At 58.0% G+C, this 18,966-nt stretch carries 18 protein-coding genes; 10 read left to right on the top strand and 8 right to left on the bottom strand.

Translation table 11 applies throughout. The annotated features are described in order from the left end of the window. Window positions 1-7: 7 nt before the first annotated feature. The 3 genes from ACR3EM_RS13055 to ACR3EM_RS13045 form a co-directional block, all read right to left on the bottom strand. Window positions 8-958 carry a PLP-dependent cysteine synthase family protein gene (locus ACR3EM_RS13055; protein WP_480471093.1) on the bottom strand — a complete coding sequence of 317 codons (951 nt, stop codon included), beginning with the start codon at window positions 956-958 and terminating at the stop codon, window positions 8-10. Continuing rightward, complete coding sequence (locus tag ACR3EM_RS13050) at window positions 955-2,142, bottom strand: glycine C-acetyltransferase (RefSeq protein WP_480471092.1); 1,188 nt, start codon at window positions 2,140-2,142, stop codon at window positions 955-957. Before ACR3EM_RS13050 ends, ACR3EM_RS13055 begins: the two co-directional genes overlap by 4 nt. A 109-nt stretch (window positions 2,143-2,251) precedes the next feature. Beyond that, window positions 2,252-2,815: a helix-turn-helix domain-containing protein gene (locus ACR3EM_RS13045; RefSeq protein WP_480471091.1), complete on the bottom strand. Its 564-nt coding sequence runs from the start codon at window positions 2,813-2,815 to the stop codon at window positions 2,252-2,254. 112 nt (window positions 2,816-2,927) lie between these two features. Here ACR3EM_RS13045 and ACR3EM_RS13040 point away from each other — a divergent pair, with 112 nt between their 5' ends. Next, window positions 2,928-4,103 (top strand): acetyl-CoA C-acyltransferase family protein, encoded by a 1,176-nt coding sequence (locus ACR3EM_RS13040; protein ID WP_480471090.1) that lies wholly within the window; start codon window positions 2,928-2,930, stop codon window positions 4,101-4,103. 96 nt (window positions 4,104-4,199) lie between these two features. Here ACR3EM_RS13040 and ubiB read toward each other — a convergent pair whose 3' ends face one another. Then, window positions 4,200-5,729: a 2-polyprenylphenol 6-hydroxylase gene (ubiB, locus tag ACR3EM_RS13035; protein WP_480471089.1), complete on the bottom strand. Its 1,530-nt coding sequence runs from the start codon at window positions 5,727-5,729 to the stop codon at window positions 4,200-4,202. After that, complete coding sequence (gene ubiE / locus ACR3EM_RS13030; RefSeq protein ID WP_480471088.1) at window positions 5,730-6,482, bottom strand: bifunctional demethylmenaquinone methyltransferase/2-methoxy-6-polyprenyl-1,4-benzoquinol methylase UbiE; 753 nt, start codon at window positions 6,480-6,482, stop codon at window positions 5,730-5,732. A gap of 85 nt (window positions 6,483-6,567) precedes the next feature. Here ubiE and mutM point away from each other — a divergent pair, with 85 nt between their 5' ends. The 6 genes from mutM to recF all read left to right on the top strand — a co-directional run bounded on the left by mutM (window position 6,568) and on the right by recF (window position 13,155). Next, the gene (gene mutM / locus ACR3EM_RS13025; protein ID WP_480471087.1) at window positions 6,568-7,419 is read left to right on the top strand and encodes a bifunctional DNA-formamidopyrimidine glycosylase/DNA-(apurinic or apyrimidinic site) lyase; all 852 of its coding nucleotides are present in this window, start codon (window positions 6,568-6,570) and stop codon (window positions 7,417-7,419) included. A gap of 66 nt (window positions 7,420-7,485) precedes the next feature. Further along, a complete protein-coding gene (locus tag ACR3EM_RS13020) occupies window positions 7,486-8,262 on the top strand; it encodes an enoyl-CoA hydratase (RefSeq protein WP_480471086.1) in 777 nt (258 codons plus the stop codon). 231 nt (window positions 8,263-8,493) lie between these two features. Next, window positions 8,494-8,757: a 30S ribosomal protein S20 gene (rpsT, locus tag ACR3EM_RS13015; RefSeq protein WP_142638226.1), complete on the top strand. Its 264-nt coding sequence runs from the start codon at window positions 8,494-8,496 to the stop codon at window positions 8,755-8,757. A 537-nt stretch (window positions 8,758-9,294) separates the two neighbouring features. After that, window positions 9,295-10,671 carry a chromosomal replication initiator protein DnaA gene (dnaA, locus tag ACR3EM_RS13010; RefSeq protein WP_480471085.1) on the top strand — a complete coding sequence of 459 codons (1,377 nt, stop codon included), beginning with the start codon at window positions 9,295-9,297 and terminating at the stop codon, window positions 10,669-10,671. A gap of 225 nt (window positions 10,672-10,896) precedes the next feature. Continuing rightward, window positions 10,897-12,018, top strand: coding sequence for a DNA polymerase III subunit beta (gene dnaN / locus ACR3EM_RS13005; protein WP_480471084.1), 1,122 nt, complete (start codon window positions 10,897-10,899; stop codon window positions 12,016-12,018). A 39-nt stretch (window positions 12,019-12,057) separates the two neighbouring features. After that, the gene (gene recF, locus ACR3EM_RS13000; RefSeq protein ID WP_480471083.1) at window positions 12,058-13,155 is read left to right on the top strand and encodes a DNA replication/repair protein RecF; all 1,098 of its coding nucleotides are present in this window, start codon (window positions 12,058-12,060) and stop codon (window positions 13,153-13,155) included. Here recF and ACR3EM_RS12995 read toward each other — a convergent pair. Continuing rightward, the gene (locus tag ACR3EM_RS12995; RefSeq protein ID WP_480471082.1) at window positions 13,152-13,718 is read right to left on the bottom strand and encodes a carboxymuconolactone decarboxylase family protein; all 567 of its coding nucleotides are present in this window, start codon (window positions 13,716-13,718) and stop codon (window positions 13,152-13,154) included. The genes recF and ACR3EM_RS12995 overlap by 4 nt on opposite strands. Before the next feature lie 100 nt (window positions 13,719-13,818). Here ACR3EM_RS12995 and ACR3EM_RS12990 point away from each other — a divergent pair, with 100 nt between their 5' ends. The 3 genes from ACR3EM_RS12990 (at window position 13,819) to ACR3EM_RS12980 (ending at window position 17,743) form a co-directional block, all read left to right on the top strand. Beyond that, window positions 13,819-14,391, top strand: coding sequence for a TetR/AcrR family transcriptional regulator (locus ACR3EM_RS12990; RefSeq protein ID WP_480471081.1), 573 nt, complete (start codon window positions 13,819-13,821; stop codon window positions 14,389-14,391). A gap of 102 nt (window positions 14,392-14,493) precedes the next feature. Further along, window positions 14,494-16,911 (top strand): DNA topoisomerase (ATP-hydrolyzing) subunit B, encoded by a 2,418-nt coding sequence (gene gyrB / locus ACR3EM_RS12985; protein ID WP_480471080.1) that lies wholly within the window; start codon window positions 14,494-14,496, stop codon window positions 16,909-16,911. A gap of 403 nt (window positions 16,912-17,314) precedes the next feature. Next, window positions 17,315-17,743 carry a LysR substrate-binding domain-containing protein gene (locus ACR3EM_RS12980; protein ID WP_170769020.1) on the top strand — a complete coding sequence of 143 codons (429 nt, stop codon included), beginning with the start codon at window positions 17,315-17,317 and terminating at the stop codon, window positions 17,741-17,743. Window positions 17,744-17,754: 11 nt separating this feature from the next. On the opposite strand, the gene ACR3EM_RS12975 is transcribed toward ACR3EM_RS12980, so the two are convergent. Further along, the gene (locus tag ACR3EM_RS12975; RefSeq protein WP_170473744.1) at window positions 17,755-18,324 is read right to left on the bottom strand and encodes a carboxymuconolactone decarboxylase family protein; all 570 of its coding nucleotides are present in this window, start codon (window positions 18,322-18,324) and stop codon (window positions 17,755-17,757) included. Window positions 18,325-18,461: 137 nt separating this feature from the next. Next, window positions 18,462-18,947, bottom strand: coding sequence for a YHS domain-containing (seleno)protein (locus ACR3EM_RS12970; protein ID WP_480471079.1), 486 nt, complete (start codon window positions 18,945-18,947; stop codon window positions 18,462-18,464). Window positions 18,948-18,966: the final 19 nt, after the last annotated feature.

Here is an 18,966-nt window from a genome sequence, read left to right as displayed (position 1 = left end):
CATAGGCTCACTCCCACAAATCGGTGGACAGGTATTTCAGGCCGCTGTCACACATGACGATGGCGACGCAGCCGCCCTTTTCCGGTCCGCGTAGCAGTTCGACGGCCGCAGCAAGGTTTGCACCAGCTGAGTAGCCCGCAAAAATGCCCTCGGTCCGGGCCAGAAGTCGGGCGCAGTCCCGCGCGGCGTCCCCGGAAACCGACAGGTGACCAGCAAGCGTTGTTGCACGTAAATGAGTCAGATCGGCCATCGCGTAGCCTCCGCCCTGGATGGGGTGATCTGGAATGTCTACCGTTGCCCCCGCCAACGCGCGCGCTCCGGCAGGTTCGACTACATAGCATCGGACACCGCGAGGCGTAAGGTACTCCGCGGCTCCGGCCAAAGTTCCGCCGGACCCTGCGAAGTCACAGAATGCTGTTACAGCCCCGTCTGACTGTACCCATATTTCGGGTCCGGTTCCGGTGGCATGGGCCGTGGGGTTGCCGGAATGACCGAATTGATCGGCTCGAAAGGCGCGGCGTTCGATCGTGATACGCTGCGCCGCCTCGTCCACCAGTGCCAGATCGGCACCCGAGACTTCGCCGGGCCTACTGCCTTCGGCTTGCGGAACGATAACAACTTCGGCCCCCAGTGCCCGCATCATGCGGGCGCGTTCGACCGAGTTTCCAGCACTCATCACAGCGATGAACGGATGACCAAGAATGCCGCAGACAATGGCCAGACCGGTGCCCATATTGCCCGAAGTCAGCTCGACAACCGTTTGCCCAGGTGTCAGAGTTCCGTCTGCGCGGGCCAACTCAATAATCGACTTTGCGGCGCGATCCTTCTTGGAGAATCCGGGCAGCAGATAGTCCAGCTTGGCCAGAATGCGCCCGTCCAGATCCAGTTTCTTGCATACGCGTTTCAGGTCGACCAGAGGCGTGTTCCCGATTGCGTCAATGACAGAAGGCAGGATCACGAAATCACTCCTAACTCTTTGCCAACTTTTCCAAAGGCGGCAAGCGCGCGATCCAACTCATCCCGGGTCAGGGCGGCGTTCATCTGCGTTCTTATCCGGGCCTGACCGCGCGGAACGACCGGGAAGAAGAAGCCTGAGACATAGACCCTTTCATCAAACAACCGCGACGCCATTTCTTGCGCCAGAGTTGCTTCGCCCAGCATCACCGGGATGATCGGATGCTCACCGGGCAACAGGTCGAAGCCCAGTTTCTCCAAACCAGCGCGCCAGTATCTGGCGTTGCCGAACAGCTGGGCGCGCAGCATGTCTCCCTCTTCAACCAGACGGATCGCTTCGAGCCCGGCAGCAACGATGGATGGCGGCAGCGAGTTTGAGAACAGATAGGGCCGCGCCCGCTGCCGCAGCAGGTCGATCACTGGCTGCGGCCCGGCGATATAACCGCCGATTGCCCCCCCAAGTGCCTTGCCCAAAGTTCCTGTCAGAATGTCCACATCGACGCCGAAATGGTCTGGTGTACCCGCACCGTTTGGCCCCATGAAGCCCGTCGCGTGGCAGTCATCGACCATGACGATTGCATCATATTTGTCGGCCAGTTCGCGGATTTTCGGCAGGTTGGCCAGATAACCGTCCATTGAAAACACACCGTCAGTGGCGATCATGATGTGCCGCGCCCCGTCTTCGCGCGCCTGTTTCAGCCAGGCTTCGAGGTCGTTCATGTCGTTGTTCAGGTAGCGATAGCGTTTCGCCTTGCACAGACGCACCCCGTCGATGATCGAGGCATGGTTCAGGCTGTCCGAGATGATGGCGTCTTCAGGCCCTAACAAGGGCTCAAACAGTCCTCCGTTGGCATCGAAACAGGCGGCGAACAGGATCGCGTCGTCCTTGTTCAGGAACCTGGCCAGCTTCTGTTCCAACTCACGGTGAATATCCTGTGTGCCGCAGATGAACCGGACCGAGGCCATGCCGAACCCTTTCGGCTCCATCGTCGCTTTGGCGGCGTCGATCAGCGCGGGATGATCGGCGAGACCCAGATAGTTGTTGGCGCATAGGTTGATGACCCGTTTGTCGCCCACCGTAATCTCACCGCCCTGAGGCGAGGTGATCATTCGTTCGCGCTTGTAGAGACCCTCAGCCTCAATCTGTGCGAGTGTATCCGAGATATGGGACAGGAATGAATCAGCCATGGCGACCTCCGTTTAACTGAGTCGCACGTCTAACATAGCGGACAAATTTCCCAAATAGGGGAATTACAGTATCAAGGAAAAAATTCCGTGAAGGCGGAATTTCGCCAAGTCAGGCGTTCTTTACAATCAGGAAAACCCGGGCCGGACCATCGGCGGCGATGGAATGCGCGATATCGGCAGCATACCGAGCGGTGTCCCCTTGTTGCAGATCGCTGACAGCGGTGCCCGAGGTGACGCGGACCGCGCCTTCCAACACGGTCAGCTGTTCGCGCGCGCCCCGCGCATGGGGTTGGCTGTTCAGGCTTCCACCCGCTTGAAGTTGTATATCGTAGACCTCGTGCCCGCCTGCTTCTTCCGGCGGAGAGAGGATGCGAATCCGGCATTTCTCGCCCATGTTGTCGATGCTGGGCACTTCCGATTTTCTGAGGGTCTCGATCTGATCACTTGTCTTGGTTTCCTCAAGCAATCCCGCGAAATCAACCTGCAGAGCGCGGGTCAGATTCCAAAGAGTCGAGATGGTTGGGCTGCTTTCGCCACGCTCGATCTGGCTGACCATGGAGCGGGAGACGCCGCTTAGATTGGCAACAGCCTCCAAAGACAAACCCTTGGCTCGGCGCGCCTCTTTCAGTCGGGCGGGCAGGCGGTTCAGGATATCGTCTGTATTTTCCGTCATGACGGAATCCATGCGTGTTGCGCAACGTAATGTCAATTCCGGGCGTGACAGAGAGTCTAATATGAAGATCATGCTGCAAGTGCATAATGCGCAGGATTTTGGAGGAGAGAACATGACTGACGTAGTGATTCTGGATGGTGCGCGTACGGCCATAGGCACATTTGGTGGCGCTTTGGCATCAACAGCGCCGATCGATCTGGCAACTGTCGCAACAGAAGCGGCACTGGAGCGTTCGGGTGTCGAAGGCGCGCAGGTTGGTCATGTTGTTTTTGGTCACGTGATCAATACCGAACCGCGTGACATGTATCTGTCTCGGGTTGCTGCCATGCAGGCCGGAATTCCAAATGGCACGCCAGCGATGAATGTGAACCGTCTGTGTGGTTCCGGAGCACAGGCGATAGTCTCGGCTGTGCAATCGCTGATGCTGGGTGATGCAGATTTCGCTGTAGCAGGCGGGGCCGAGAGCATGTCGCGGAGCCCTTATATCGTACCCCAATCGCGTTGGGGTGCGAAGATGGGCGACATCACCTCGCTGGACATGATGCTGGGCGCGCTGAACTGTCCCTTCGGCACTGGGCATATGGGCGTGACCGCGGAAAACGTCGCAGATGAACACCAGATCACGCGCGAACAGATGGATGAGTTTGCGGTTGTCAGCCAGAGTCGCGCTGCGGCGGCGATAGAGGCCGGATATTTCGAAACCCAGATCGCCCCGGTTCAGGTCAAGGTCAGGCGCGACATGGTCGACTTCAAGGTGGACGAGCATCCCAAGGCAACCACGGCCGAAGTACTGGCTGGCCTGCGCCCGGTCTTTAAGAAAGAGGGCCGCGTGACGGCGGGGAACGCCTCGGGCATCAATGACGGTGCAGCGGCGATGGTTCTGGCCACAGCAGATGCGGCTGAGAAAGCCGGTTTGAAACCGAAGGCGCGGATTCTGGGTTATGCCCATGCGGGTGTTCGGCCCGAGGTTATGGGGATCGGTCCGGTCCCGGCGGTGCAGAACCTGATGGCCAAAACCGGTTTGTCGGTGAGCGACTTTGACGTGATCGAAAGCAACGAGGCCTTTGCAGCCCAAGCGCTGGCGGTGAACAAAGAGCTGGGGCTGGATGCCGCGAAGGTCAACCCGAATGGCGGTGCGATTGCATTGGGCCATCCGGTGGGCGCAACCGGTGCGATCATTACGCTGAAAGCTCTGTATGAGTTGGAGCGCACGGGTGGTTCAAAAGGCCTGATCACCATGTGTATCGGTGGTGGTCAGGGGATTGCTATTGCCATAGAGCGGCTCTGACGTTGGGTCGGGCAGGGGGGCTGTCTGCCCCCCATCGCGCTTGGGCGCGATTCCCCCCGAAGATATTTTTAGCCAGATGAAGAAGGCGGATCGGTGTCAGCCGAGAGCCGAGATCAACAGCGTTATTGCGATTCCTGCGGCCGCGCCAATTGCCACTGGCAAGAGGCTTGCGGTGAAACCGTTCGCCTTTGAATCGTCTTTCTGAGTCTGGGCGATCAAGGCATTTTCGACCAGCGCGGGTAGGCGGGGGCCAAAGCGGGCCAGCACCAGAGCCGTTTTGCCGAAATCCCTAAGGGCGGCGCGGGGGCCGATGGACTTCTTGATGTAATCCTCGACCACAGGGCGGGCGACTTCCCAGATGTTGATATGCGGATCCAGCGAGCGCGCGACGCCTTCGACCACCACCATCGTACGTTGCAGCAGGATCAGTTCGGTGCGGGTTTCCATGCCGAAGCGCTCGGTCACCTCGAACAGGTAGTTCAGCAGGCGGCCCATTGAGATATGGGTGGCGTCCATGCCGAATATGGGCTCTCCGACAGCGCGCAGGGCGCGGGCGAATTCGTCCACGTCCTGATCGGCGGGGACATACCCGGCTTCGAAATGGACCTCGGCCACGCGTTTATAGTCGCGGCGGATGAAGCCGAAGAGGATCTCCGCGTAGACCCGGCGGGTGTATTCGTCGATATGGCCCATGATGCCGTAATCATAAGCGATGATGTCTCCGTTTGCGGCGACCTTCAGGTTGCCCTGATGCATGTCGGCGTGGAAAAAGCCGTCACGCAGGGCGTGAAGAAGGAACATGCGCAGGACACGTTCGGCGAGGTCGGGGCGATTGTGACCAGCGGCATCCAGGGCTGTGTTTTCGCCCAGTGGAACGCCATCGGCCCAGCTGAGCGTCATCACCCGGCGGGCTGACAGGGACCAGACCACGGGGGGAAGCCAGAACCCTGCATCATCCTTGGTATTGGCGGCGTACTCCGAGGCCGCAGCGCTTTCGAGACGCAGGTCCAGTTCTCCGCGCACGACGCCGTCGAAATGTTCGATCACTTCCATCGGGCGCAGGCGGCGCGCGCCGGGGGCGAAGAGTTGCACGATGCGGGCAGCGAAATAGAAGGCGTCGACATCCTTGCGGAAGGCGCGTTCGATACCGGGGCGCAGGACTTTGACGGCGACATACTCGCCGGTGCTGACCAGCTTGGCTTTGTGAACCTGTGCGATTGACGCCGCGGCGATGGGTTCGCTGAATTCGCTGAAAACCTCGGCGACGGGCTGGCCCAATTCCTTTTCCACCTCGGCCATCGCTTCGGATTTGGAGAAGGGCGGGAGCTTGTCCTGCAGCACACGCAACTGTTCTGCCAACTCGTCGCCAACCACGTCGGGGCGGGTCGAAAGCACCTGGCCGAATTTGATATAGGCCGGGCCCAAGGCCGTGAGGGCGCGGGTGGCAGGCGGCATCTCGGGGTCACCCTTGTAGCCCAGCCATTGGAAGGGTTTGCCCAATGTGTGTGCGACGATCCGCAGCGCACGCGGGGCCTCGAACGCGTCGAGCACCACGTTCATGGCGCCTGTGCGCTCCAAAGTGGCGCCTGTGCGGATCAGGCGGATGATGTTGTGAGGGCCGCGCATCTAGATTTTCCAGCCGGAATGCAAAGCGGCAATGCCCATGCTCAGGTTGCGGTACTTGGCGTTTTCGAACCCGGCAGTGCGGACCATGTTCAGAAATGTCTCCTGATCGGGGAACTTGCGGATTGATTCCACAAGGTACTGATAGCTGTCGTAGTCATTGGCGATCAGCTTGCCCATACGTGGGATGACGTTGAAGCTGTAGAGGTCATAGAGCTTTTGCAGCCCGTCATTGGGCAACTGACTGAATTCCAGCACCATCAGGCGACCACCGGGTTTCAACACGCGATAGGCTTCGTTCAGCGCCTCTTGCGGGCGGGTAACGTTCCGGATGCCGAAGGAGATTGTGTAGACGTCGAATGTGTTATCCTCGAAGGGCAGCGCCATCGCGTCGCCCACCACCCAGTTCAGGCTGTCGGCCATCTGATCGGCTTCGGCGCGCTGACGGCCTTCGACCAGCATCGGCTCAGTCAGATCCAGAACGGTGGCGTGGCCGTGACCCGCGCGTTTGAGGAAGCGGAAGGATATGTCGCCGGTGCCGCCCGCGACGTCCAGCAGGCGCTGTCCGGGGCGGGGGGCTAGCCAGTCCATCATCGCGTCTTTCCAAACCCGGTGGATGCCCATCGACATGACATCGTTCATCACGTCGTATTTCGAGGCGACCGAGTTGAACACGCCCTGCACACGCCCGGCCTTTTCAGCCTCGCGGACGGTTTCAAACCCGAAATGAGTGGTCTTGTCGCTGTTGTCGGACATTTGCCTTGCCGTTTGTCGAATTTCGCCTCTGTTATAGGGCTCTGGAACCGGGGCACAATGCGGCCCTTTGATTTAGGAGCACCAAATGCCCGAATTGCCCGAGGTCGAGACAGTAAGACGCGGCCTGAGCCCCGCGATGGAGGGCGTGGTGATCGATAGGGCGGATGTGAATCGCCCCGATCTGCGCTGGCCCTTCCCGGATCGGATGGCCGAGCGTCTGACGGGCCAGCGGGTGGAGCGGCTGTGGCGGCGGTCGAAATACATTCTTGCCGATCTCAGCAGCGGTGAGACGTTGCTGATCCATCTGGGCATGTCTGGGCGGATGACGGTGTCGGGTGACCCGCTGGGACAGTATGCACATGAACATCCGATGACGCAGAAACATGATCATGTGGTGATTCACATGGCCAATGGTGCGCGCATAACCTTCAACGATCCGCGCCGGTTCGGGGCGATGGATCTGCTGCCTACGGCAACGGCAGAACAGCACAAGCTGCTGTCGGTTCTGGGGCCCGAACCTTTGGGCAATGATTTTCACGAACAACACCTGATCGACGCCTTTCGAGGCAAGAACACGCCGACCAAATCGGCGCTTCTGGATCAGGGAATCGTTGCCGGACTGGGCAATATCTACGTCTGCGAGGCGCTTTATCGCGGCGGTGTGTCGCCACGTCGCAAAGCAGGTCAGATTTCTGTGCCGCGCGTTGCCGCGCTGGTTCCGATCATTCGGCAGGTGCTGCAGGAGGCCATCGAAGCGGGCGGCTCGTCCTTGCGCGATTTCCGGCAAGCCGATGGAGAGCTTGGATATTTTCAGCACAGCTTTGACGTCTACGGTCGCGAAGGTGAGCCCTGCCGCACCGAAGGATGTGGCGCGTCGATCAAGAGAATCACTCAGTCCGGTCGCTCATCCTTCTATTGTGCGCAATGCCAAAGATAACTTGATCCAGCGAAATCGCGTGGTAAGGAATCGTACCTGAACGGAACAACCGGAAGCTTTAACCTCATGGCTTTTGAGACGATCATCGTCGAAATCGAAGACCACGTCGCCCTTATCAAACTCGACCGACCCGACGCGATGAATGCGTTGAACACCCAGCTGGTGGGTGAACTTTGCGAGGCTCTTGAAGATGCCGATCGCAATGACAAGGTGCGGTGCATCGTACTCACTGGATCGGAAAAGGCCTTTGCCGCAGGCGCGGACATCAAGGAAATGTCCGAGATGAGCTTTGTCGACGTGTTCAACGCAGATCTCTTTGCATCTGCCAATGACCGTATCTCGGCAATCCGTAAGCCGATCATTGCGGCTGTGGCGGGATATGCGCTGGGCGGTGGCTGTGAAGTGGCCATGATGTGCGATTTCATCATCGCAGCGGATACGGCCAAGTTCGGCCAGCCAGAGATCAATCTGGGTGTGATCGCCGGTATTGGTGGCACGCAGCGACTGACGCGCTTTGTTGGCAAATCGAAAGCGATGGACATGAACCTGACCGGCCGCTTCATGGACGCCGAAGAGGCAGAACGCGCAGGTCTTGTCAGCCGCGTCGTCCCCGCGAAGAAGCTTATTGAAGAGGCTATGGGTGCCGCGCAGAAGATTGCCGAGAAATCCTTGCTGACGGCAGCGGCAGCCAAAGAGGCTGTGAACCGCAGTTATGAACTACCGCTCAGCGAAGGGCTGTTGTTCGAGCGCCGGGTGTTTCACTCGATGTTTGCGACGGAAGATCAGAAAGAGGGCATGGCTGCATTTCTGGAAAAACGCGCGGCGCAGTTCCGCGACAAATAGCAAGCAGCAAGACACGACGAGACAGGCGGGCATGGCCCGCCTTTTTTCATACCCGATGTGCTCGGCGCGAGAATTGGCTTGGCAAACCCTGCAAACTTGGATAGAGACCGCCGTCATACATGCGCGTGCGGCCCGCTTGGCCCGACTCACACTCGTGATTTCTGATCCGGTGCGGATAATTCCGTGGCGCGCAACCCTTGATAACCGTACCGAACAAAAGGTCAGAGACACATGGCAAACTCGCCCCAGGCTAAGAAGCGCGCACGTCAGAACGAAAAGCGTTTCGCTGTTAACAAAGCACGTCGTTCGCGCATCCGCACCTATCTGCGCAAAGTTGAAGAAGCCATCGCATCGGGCGACAAAGACGCGGCCACCGCAGCCCTGCGTGCCGCTCAGCCCGAGCTGATGCGTGGCGTCACCAAAGGCGTCTTCCACAAGAACACCGCGTCCCGCAAAATGTCGCGCCTGTCGGCGCGCGTCAAAGCGCTGGGCTGATTCTTTGAGAAAACGCGTCAAGCGTTGATCTGTAAAAAAGGCGCCGCATATCGCGGCGCCTTTTTCATTGTTGCCGGAAAGCCGCGCCTTCACGAAACCGAGAGATTCTTTCTGTCTCAGACACGAGTCAATATCAGAGTTTCATTGCTCGCGCCCTTGGCCTCTTGCTACCACTGTATCAGCGATTCACTCGCTTGGGGGGACAGGCTGTTCCAATGATCTGACCGACGGGCATCGGAAGGATTTCGGAACGAATGTTCGAAAACCGGCTTCGGCCGGGTGGACGATCTGCTCTGGGTGTCGGGTTTCCGATTATCCTAGCCCTGTCGAAAATTGGAATGTCATGCGCATCCCGGGTACCGGGTGTGCCCCCATTTCTGGGGCAGTTCGCATTGGGGTGTGCTGATATTCGACTTTACCCGCCAAACCATCCGGTTTGGTGCAGGTATCCTTGTGTGTGAGCGCGATAAGGCCCGGGAAGCGGGACACATTAATAAGGCCGGAAGGTCAATAAATATGGGATGCGTGAGGCGCCGAATGACACAAGAGAAATGGGGACAACTGCGAAACAAGTTGATGAAGGCTGTTGGTAAGAACAACTTCACCACCTGGATCGAACCTCTGAAATTTGAAGAGCTGCAGGACGGTGTGGCGGTTTTTTCGGCACCGACCAATTTCATGGGTAACTATGTCAGCCAGAATTTCGCCGACCTCATTTTGTACGAACTGAACACCGCAGGCGAGACCGTGCAGCGTTTGGCCTTTCGCACGGCCGCAAATTCTGCGGCGCGCCCGGCTCAGACCGAGACCGCTCAACCCGTGAGCGCACCACAACCGGTGATGGTTGATACGACCAACGATGCGCTGGAAGCGCTGCAGGCGGCCCCGCTGGATGCGCGTTTCACTTTTGACAGCTTCGTAGTGGGCAAGCCCAACGAACTGGCCCATGCCGCCGCACGCCGCGTGTCCGAAGGCGGTCCGGTCACCTTCAATCCGCTGGTGCTCTATGGTGGTGTCGGTCTGGGTAAGACACACCTGATGCATGCGATTGCGTGGGAGCTGAAGACCAAACATCCCGAACTGAACGTGCTGTACCTGTCGGCGGAACAGTTCATGTACCGTTTTGTGCAGGCCTTGCGCGAACGTCGGATGATGGATTTCAAACACCTTTTCCGCTCGGTCGATGTTCTGATGGTCGATGACGTGCAGTTCATCGCGGGCAAGGACTCCACCCAGGAAGAGTTCTTTCACACGTTCAACGCGCTAGTGGATCAGAACAAACAGATCATTATCTCGGCGGATCGCGCGCCGGGTGAGATCAAGGACCTTGAGGAGCGCGTGAAATCGCGCCTGCAATGTGGTCTGGTCGTCGATCTGCATCCCACCGATTACGAACTGCGCTTAGGCATCCTGCAGAACAAGGTTCAGCAATATAGCAGCACCTATCCTGATCTGACGATTGCCGATGGCGTGCTGGAATTCCTTGCCCATCGTATCTCGACCAATGTTCGCGTGCTGGAAGGTGCTCTTACCCGCCTGTTTGCCTTTGCTTCGCTGGTCGGGCGTGAGATCGATATGGAGCTGACGCAGGACTGTCTGGCCGATGTGCTGCGTGCCTCCGAGCGTAAGATTACGGTTGAAGAGATCCAGCGTAAGGTTTCGGAATACTACAACATCCGCCTCAGCGATATCATCGGCCCCAAGCGCCTACGGTCCTACGCCCGCCCGCGTCAAGTCGCGATGTATCTGTGCAAGCAGCTGACCAGCCGTTCATTGCCTGAGATTGGCCGCCGTTTTGGCGGGCGTGACCACACCACGGTCATGCATGGTGTCAAGCGCATCGAAGAGCTTAAGACAACCGATGGGCAGATTGCCGAAGATGTCGAAATGCTGCGCCGGGCGCTTGAGGCTTAAGCCCGCCCATTGATCAATAAAACGCCCCGGATCCTCGCGCCCGGGGCGTTTTCTTGTGCGCCATAATCCACGGTCGGCCCTGAACTGACGCCTTGCGGGCACGCGCCCCTTGACGCTTTGGGCATTACGACCCAGAAATCCATAAAAAATCCTTGTGCCTCAGGGCTGAGACGCTAACGTGCCAGTCCCGCCCATGGTGGCACGCAAGTCAGAGGAACTGAGGGTATGAAGATCAGCATCGAACGCGGCACCCTTCTCAAGGCCGTTTCACAGGCCCAATCCGTGGTGGAACGTCGCAATACGATCCCGATCCTGGCCAATGTGCTGATTGAGGCGGAAGGTGATCAGGTTCAGTTCCGCGCTACTGATCTGGATATCGAAGTGGTCGACAAGGCCCCGGCGCAGGTCGAGAAAGCGGGCGCGACGACCGTGGCCGCGACAACGCTGCACGAAATTGTCCGCAAGCTGCCTGATGGCGCGTTGGTCACCCTGACCGCCGACAGCGCGGCAGGGCGCCTGACGGTTGAGGCTGGCCGGTCGAATTTCTCTCTGGCGACCCTGCCGAAAGAAGATTTTCCGGTCATGGCATCCTCGGAATATGCGTCGAACTTTACCGCTTCGGCGGCGCTGCTTCGGCGGTTGTTCGACAAGTCGAAATTCGCCATCTCGACGGAAGAGACGCGTTACTATCTGAATGGCGTCTATATGCATGTCGCCGATGGTTCCGAGGGTGGCAAGGTGTTGCGCTGTGTGGCCACCGATGGGCACCGTCTGGCGCGGATCGACGCGGATTTACCGGATGGCGCGGCGGGTATGCCCGGCGTGATCGTGCCGCGCAAAACAGTTGGTGAGCTTCGCAAGTTGCTGGAAGATGACGAGATGGACATCGCCGTCTCGGTCAGCGAAACCAAGGTACGGTTTGCGACGCCGGATATCACCCTGACCTCGAAAGTGATCGACGGCACTTTCCCCGACTACACTCGCGTTATCCCGCAGGGCAACACCCGTAAGCTGGAAGTGGACGCAGCTGAATTTGCGCAGGCCGTGGATCGGGTGGCGACGGTTTCCTCGGAACGCTCGCGCGCGGTAAAACTGCAATTGGACGGTGACAAGCTGGTCCTGTCGGTGAACGCACCGGACAGCGGCGCGGCTGAGGAAGAACTGGCCGTGGCCTATGGCGATGAGCGATTGGAGATCGGGTTCAACGCCAAGTACCTGCTGGAGATCGCATCTCAGGTGGATCGTGAAAATGCGGTGTTCATGTTCAACTCGGCCGGCGATCCGACCCTGATGCGTGAGGGCAATGACCAAAGCGCGGTTTATGTTGTCATGCCGATGCGTGTCTGATTGCCTCATCCGGGTGATCTCGAACGATAGGGAGGGGTCATGGGATTGGCCCTGACCGAGCTTACGGTCTCGCATTTTCGGTCGCACAAGCTGGTGCGGTTGTCTCTGGATGGACGGCCTGTGGCGATCCATGGTCCGAACGGGGCCGGGAAGACCAATATTCTGGAAGCGGTGTCGCTGTTTTCACCCGGGCGCGGGATGCGGCGGGCGAGTGCGGCTGAGATGACGCGGCGGCCCGAGGCGCTGGGATGGAAGTTATCCGGGTTATTGCGGGCGCAAGGGCAGCAATATGAGATCGAGACCTGGTCTGAAGGCGGCGCGGCGCGGCAGGTTCGAATTGATGGCAAAGCCGCCAGTCAGATTGATCTGGGCAAGCTGGCGCGAGTAGTCTGGCTGATCCCTTCGATGGACCGGCTGTGGATCGAGGGGGCTGAAGGGCGCCGCCGGTTTCTGGACAGGATTGCGCTGAGTTTCGATCCCTCACACGCCGAAGCGTCCCTGACCTATGAAAAGGCGATGCGAGAGCGAAACCGGCTGTTGAAAGAACAGGTGCGCGACGCTCATTGGTATACGGCTTTGGAAAGTCAGATGGCCGAGACGGGGCATCGGATTCACACCACGCGGTTGACGGCGCTGGGGCGTTTGCGCGAGGCACAAGATCAGGCGGAAACGGCCTTTCCTTCTGCCGATCTGGAACTGGTGCAAACCGAAGGTGCGATGCCTGAGACGGCGGCAGACTTGCGCGAGGCGCTGAACGAAAGCCGGTTCCGCGATTTAGCTGCTGGCCGGACATTGGTAGGCCCGCATCGATCAGACCTGTATGGGGTGTTCGCTGCTAAAGGCGTACCTGCCAAGGATTGTTCTACCGGCGAGCAAAAGGCACTGCTGGTGTCATTGATCTTATCGAACGCACGGGCGTTGGCGGGGATGGTGGGTGCACCTCCGATCGTTTTGCTGGATGAGGTGGCTGCACATCTGGATGCTGGGCGACGCGCGGCGCTCTATGATGAGATCTGCGCGCTGAGCGCTCAGGCCTGGATGACGGGCACCGGGCCTGAGCTATTTGCGGAACTGGGGGATCGGGCCCAAACGCTGGTCGTTACCGAAGGCGATGAGGGCTCGGTCGTGGGCTCTTAGGCGGGCTCGCTGACTTTGCGTTCCCACAGGAAGCCGCGCATGACCTGATCGACCGGAGTTTTGGCCATGTGGTTGACGTAGTTCGACATGGTTTTCTGCGCCAGACCCAGAACTACGTCCAGAACTGCACGATGTGAGTAACCAGCGTTGAAGAACGCCTGCAGCTGTTCCTCGGTCGGGTTGCCGCGGGTCTCCATCACTTGCAGGGTGAAAGTGCGTAGCGCTTCAAGCTTGGCCGATGGCAGCGGCGTTTCGTTGCGCAGCGCTTCGGTGATCTCGTCCGAGACCTTCATCATCTTGGCGATGCCAGTATGGGCGGGCACGCAGTAGTGGCATTCGTTTTCCACGTTGATGGTCTGCCAGACAACGGTTTTCTCGTCATTATCGAAATCGGTTTGCAGGAACAGACCGTGCAGAACCTGATAGCCCTCAAGATGCTGGGGGCTTTCCGCCATAACCTTGTGCAGACCGGGCAGACGCCCGAAGGCGGCCTGAGACTTCTCCAGCAGCGGTTTGGAGGCTTCAGGGGCGGATTCAAGGTCGTGGGAAGGGAAGTTTGCCATGTCAAAACTCCTGTTTCTGGCGGGACGACTCACATTTAGGCTTTATTGAGTGATCACTCAAGTATATATTTGAGCGAACGTTCAAGAATTGGTGACGACAATGCCCCGCAAACCTTCGTATGACCGCGATGCGCTGATTGCGCAGGCCAGAGATTTGTTCTGGCGCCAGGGCTGGGCCGGAACATCACTGAAGGATCTGGAGCGCGAGTTGAATCTGAAGCCGGGCAGTTTCTACGCTGCCTTTGGCTCCAAGGATGCGCTGTACGCATTGACGTTGGAGCGTTACGCGCAAGATGGCGTGGCACGTTTGATGGCGATGGCGGAAGAGATGGGGCCGCTAGGCGCGTTGAAAGCACAGCCGCATGTGGTGGTTGACGAAAGTGAGATGCCTTCTCGGGCCTGTATGTTGGCGAAGACCTATGCGGAACTGCAGGCCAAGGGGCATGAGCTGGCGGACAAGGCCAGTTACCATATGACCGAGATGAAAGACTGCTTCGCCACCCTTTTTCGAAGAGCGCAGGCAGCGGGGGAAATCGGTGCTGAGCACGACCCCGACCGTCTTGCCGCGCGTTATCAATCCGACATTCTGGGCCTGCGTTTATCGGCAGAGCGCAGCGATGTGAATGCAACGGAAATCGCTGACGATATCGCGTCGGATCTGGATCGACTGTGATCAGCTAAAAACAGCGCCCGGCGGCACAAAATGTTGGGGGATGGCGTGACATTCCCCACCAGAAAACGTATAACATACCAAAATAATATAGGTACTAACGGCATGTCCGAAGACGCACAGGCACCCCAGGAATACGGCGCAGATTCCATTAAAGTTCTCAAAGGCTTAGAGGCTGTTCGCAAGCGCCCGGGCATGTATATCGGCGACACGGATGATGGTTCGGGTCTGCACCACATGGTGTATGAGGTTGTCGACAACGGAATTGACGAAGCTCTTGCAGGTCACGCCGACCATGTAACCGTCAAAATTCACGCCGATTCCAGCGTTTCAGTCAGCGATAACGGGCGCGGGATTCCGGTGGATATTCACCCGGAGGAGGGTGTGTCGGCAGCTGAGGTCATCATGACCCAATTGCATGCTGGCGGTAAGTTCGACAGCAATTCCTACAAGGTGTCGGGTGGCCTGCATGGTGTGGGCGTTTCGGTGGTAAACGCTCTGTCCGATTGGCTGGAACTGCGCATCTGGCGTGCCGGAAAAGAGCATGTCGCACGCTTTGAGGGTGGTGAGACAGCGGAACATTTGAAAGTCGTGGAAGAGTGCGGCGACCGCACGGGAACCGAAGTGCGGTTTCTGGCATCGACTAACACGTTCTCGAACCTTGAATACTCGTTTGAGACGCTAGAAAAGCGTCTGCGCGAGTTGGCCTTCCTGAATTCGGGTGTGCGGATCATCTTGATCGACGAACGCCCGGCGGAACGGCTGGAAACAGAGTTGTTCTATGAAGGCGGCGTCAAGGAATTCGTAAAGTACCTCGACCGCTCCAAGACCCCGGCCATGTCGGAGCCGATCTATATCAAGGGTGAGCGCGACGATATCGGCGTCGAAATCGCCATGTGGTGGAATGACAGCTACCACGAGACGGTGCTGCCCTTCACCAACAACATCCCGCAGCGCGATGGCGGCACTCATGTGGCTGGATTCCGGGGCGCGCTGACCCGAACGATCAACAACTATGCACAGTCCAGCGGCATTGCGAAAAAGGAAAAGGTCAGCTTCACCGGTGACGATGCGCGCGAAGGTTTGACCTGCGTGTTGTCTGTGAAAGTGCCTGATCCGAAATTCTCGTCGCAGACCAAAGACAAACTAGTTTCGTCCGAGGTGCGCCCGGCGGTCGAAGGTCTGATGAACGAAAAACTGGCCGAGTGGTTCGAGGAAAACCCGAACGAGGCCAAGGGGATTGTCGGTAAGATCATCGAGGCGGCTCTGGCCCGTGAGGCAGCGCGCAAGGCCCGTGAACTGACCCGCCGCAAGACGGCGATGGATGTGAACTATCTGGCGGGTAAGCTGAAGGATTGCTCCGAGAAAGATCCATCCAAGACCGAAGTCTTCCTGGTCGAGGGTGACTCGGCTGGTGGTTCGGCGCAAACGGGCCGGGACCGGCTGACGCAAGCCGTTCTGCCGCTACGCGGGAAAATCCTGAACGTGGAACGCGCGCGGTTTGATCGGATGTTGTCGTCTCAGGAAATCGGCAACCTCGTGATGGCGCTGGGCACTGGCATTGGCCGCGATGAGTTCAACATCGAAAAACTGCGTTACCACAAGATCGTCATCATGACCGATGCCGACGTGGACGGCGCGCATATCCGAACGCTGCTGCTGACCTTCTTCTACCGGCAAATGCCAGAGTTGATCGAGGGCGGGTATCTCTACATCGCGCAACCGCCGCTATACAAGGTTTCTCGGGGTAAATCAGAGGTTTACCTGAAAGATCAGGCCGCGCTGGACGATTACCTGATCAATCAGGGCGTCGAAGGGGCGGTGCTGAAACTCGGCTCAGGCGAGGAGATCATAGGTCAGGATCTGACGCGCGTGGTCGACGAAGCCCGTCAGTTGAAACGCGTATTGGATGCCTTCCCAACCCACTATCCGCGCCACATTCTGGAACAAGCTGCCGTGGCAGGGGCCTTTGTGCCAGGGGCGGTCGACGCCGACCTGCAAGGCGTGGCCGACAAGGTGGCGGCCCGTCTCGACCTGATCGCGCTGGAATATGAACGCGGATGGCAGGGTCGGATCACGCAGGATCACGGTATCCGTTTGGCCCGTATCTTGCGCGGTGTCGAAGAGGTCCGCACGCTGGATGGCCCCATGCTGCGTTCTGGTGAGGCCCGCAAGACCGGCAGCTTCACGCAAAGCCTGCAAGAGGTCTACAGTACGCCAGCCACCCTGATCCGCCGTGACCGTTCACAGATGATTCACGGCCCGCTGGATCTGTTGCGCGCCATTCTGGAAGAGGGTGAAAAGGGCCTGTCTCTGCAGCGCTACAAAGGTTTGGGCGAGATGAACCCAGATCAGCTGTGGGAAACCACACTGGACCCGGACGCCCGAACTTTGTTGCAGGTGCGGGTAGACGATATGGTTGAGGCAGACGATCTGTTTACCAAGTTGATGGGAGATGTGGTCGAACCGCGCCGCGAGTTCATTCAGCAAAATGCACTGAGCGTTGAGAACCTCGATTTCTGAGGCACTGTAGGTTTGCGCATAACACTTCGCGCACCCCATAAGTTTACGTAGTTCGCCCATAGTTTTGCGCTGCGCGTTTGTCTGCATTAGCGACGAATTCAATCAGTTTATGGCTTAGTCGTCGCGGTTATGGCCCTTTGCATTGCTCAATCCCGCAAAGGGCCTCCCTAAGGAACCTTGGATTCTCGCGAAGGTCTGCGATGCGCAGTAAGCGGACTTTGCAAAGTCTTTGGTACGGGTAGCAACAGAAGCCTATTTTCGCAGTATTCCGGGCCTACCCACAATGCCTCGACGAGAGACGAGGCGTTCCTCACCGCCTGCAAGGATGTAAGGACATGACGACACGCACATCGAGCCAGCTAGAACGGCTGTAGAAAGCTCAGCACCTCTCACCTGCTTACCAATGGACAGTGCCTCGGAAACCACTCCTCCCGGGCTGTGGAGAGCCACAAGGTCGGCGATCATTAATTCTACTGCCCTGAATGCATCCGCCCAATGGCATTTTCAAAGCGGTAGAAAGAGCATAACCAAACGAGTGAACCCACGCATCAGCATGAATACTAATGACGCCGTGATTGAGTTGGCGTTGCAAGGTCATGGGATCGGACGGCTTTTGTCGTATCAGGTGGCACCCTACATTGCAGATGGGCGGCTCAAGACTGTCATGAAGTCATATGAGCCACCCGAGGTTCCCATCCATCTTGTGCATCAAGAGGGTCGAACCGTGTCTGCGAAGGTACGCGCTTTTGTTGATTTTCGGTCGAACGTCTCAAATCGGATTCCCTTATTGGCCAGAACCAAACTCAGGCCTAAGCGCAAGACCAACAATTAGGCAATATCGCGTTATTCAGCCGCCGCCGCGGATGAGGCGGTCCATGCATTTGGGACAAACGCATCATCCAAAGCCGTTTCCGCCACATGGTTCGTATAGTTCGACAGGATTTTCAACGCTGTGCCAAGGATGACTTCCAGCATGGTCTGGCGGGTATAGCCAGCCGTCAGAAACGCCTCGACCTGTGCGTCGCTGGGCCAGCCTCGGCTTTCGTTGATCACGATGACGAATTTGCGCAGTGCTTCCAATTTGGGGTCGGCGATAGGGCTGCCATCGCGTAACGCTGCGATCACGTCTTCGGGGACACCGGCCATCTGTGAAAGAGTGGTATGGGCGGCCATGCAGTACTTGCACCCGTTCAACCGGTTGTTAGTCATAAGGATGATCTGGCGCTCAGTCTCTGACAGGCTGGTCTTTCCAAAGATGTTGGAAAGTGTCGTATAGCCTTCCAAAATTGCGGGCGCTTCGGCCATGGCCGCATAAAGGTTGGGCACAAAACCATATCCTTTCAGCGATGCTTCCAGAATTGGTTTCGCGGCATCAGGGGCTGAGGCGATTGTATAGGTCTCAAAATCAGTCATGTCTGGTTTCCTTTGGGAAGAGTTTTCGACGCTCGCGAATTGTCATTGCGGACAGGGCGTCTTGGAGAAATGCCGGCCTTTTGGGGAGGGGAGAGGCAGCGGTGGCTCCGACCGGCAAAAGCCACCAAATTCCTCGATCAAAGGCTGCTGACAGGCGTGTGGTGGATGTCTGCCCACTTGGCATGGGCGCCTTGGATCACGGTCTCTTTGTCCTCAAGGTATTTCTTGAAGATGTCCTCATTCACAAAGAGATAGAGCTTGTTGTCCACGATATCGGCATACCGAACATCGCCATCAAGCTTCTTGCCTACATAGACGCCAAAGGCGCAGAACCCGCCGAATTGAGGCAGATGTGCCGTCGGATCCGCCTCGAATGTGGCTTGCGCTGCCTGCGACGCAAAATAGTAGTCCACTCCATCATGGGCCGATGTAAAAGTGGCGTTGCCCATTTCGGGTTTTTCGGCTTCAAACATCGATACAGGATCGACGCCATGCATGCCGAGGGGCTGCCCGGTCAAGGTAAGACTGTTCGAAACGTTGTATTCATCGTCAGCCAATGCCGCCGCCGCCAGGGCGAGAGTCAACGCTGTTGTAAGTGCGGGAGATGTAAAGATGCGTGTCATGATATGTCCTTTCAGGATG

Source organism: Ruegeria sp. AH3 (assembly GCF_056536265.1).
Note: the sequence above shows the minus strand (reverse complement) of the source record. Positions and strands in the feature narration are given on the sequence as shown.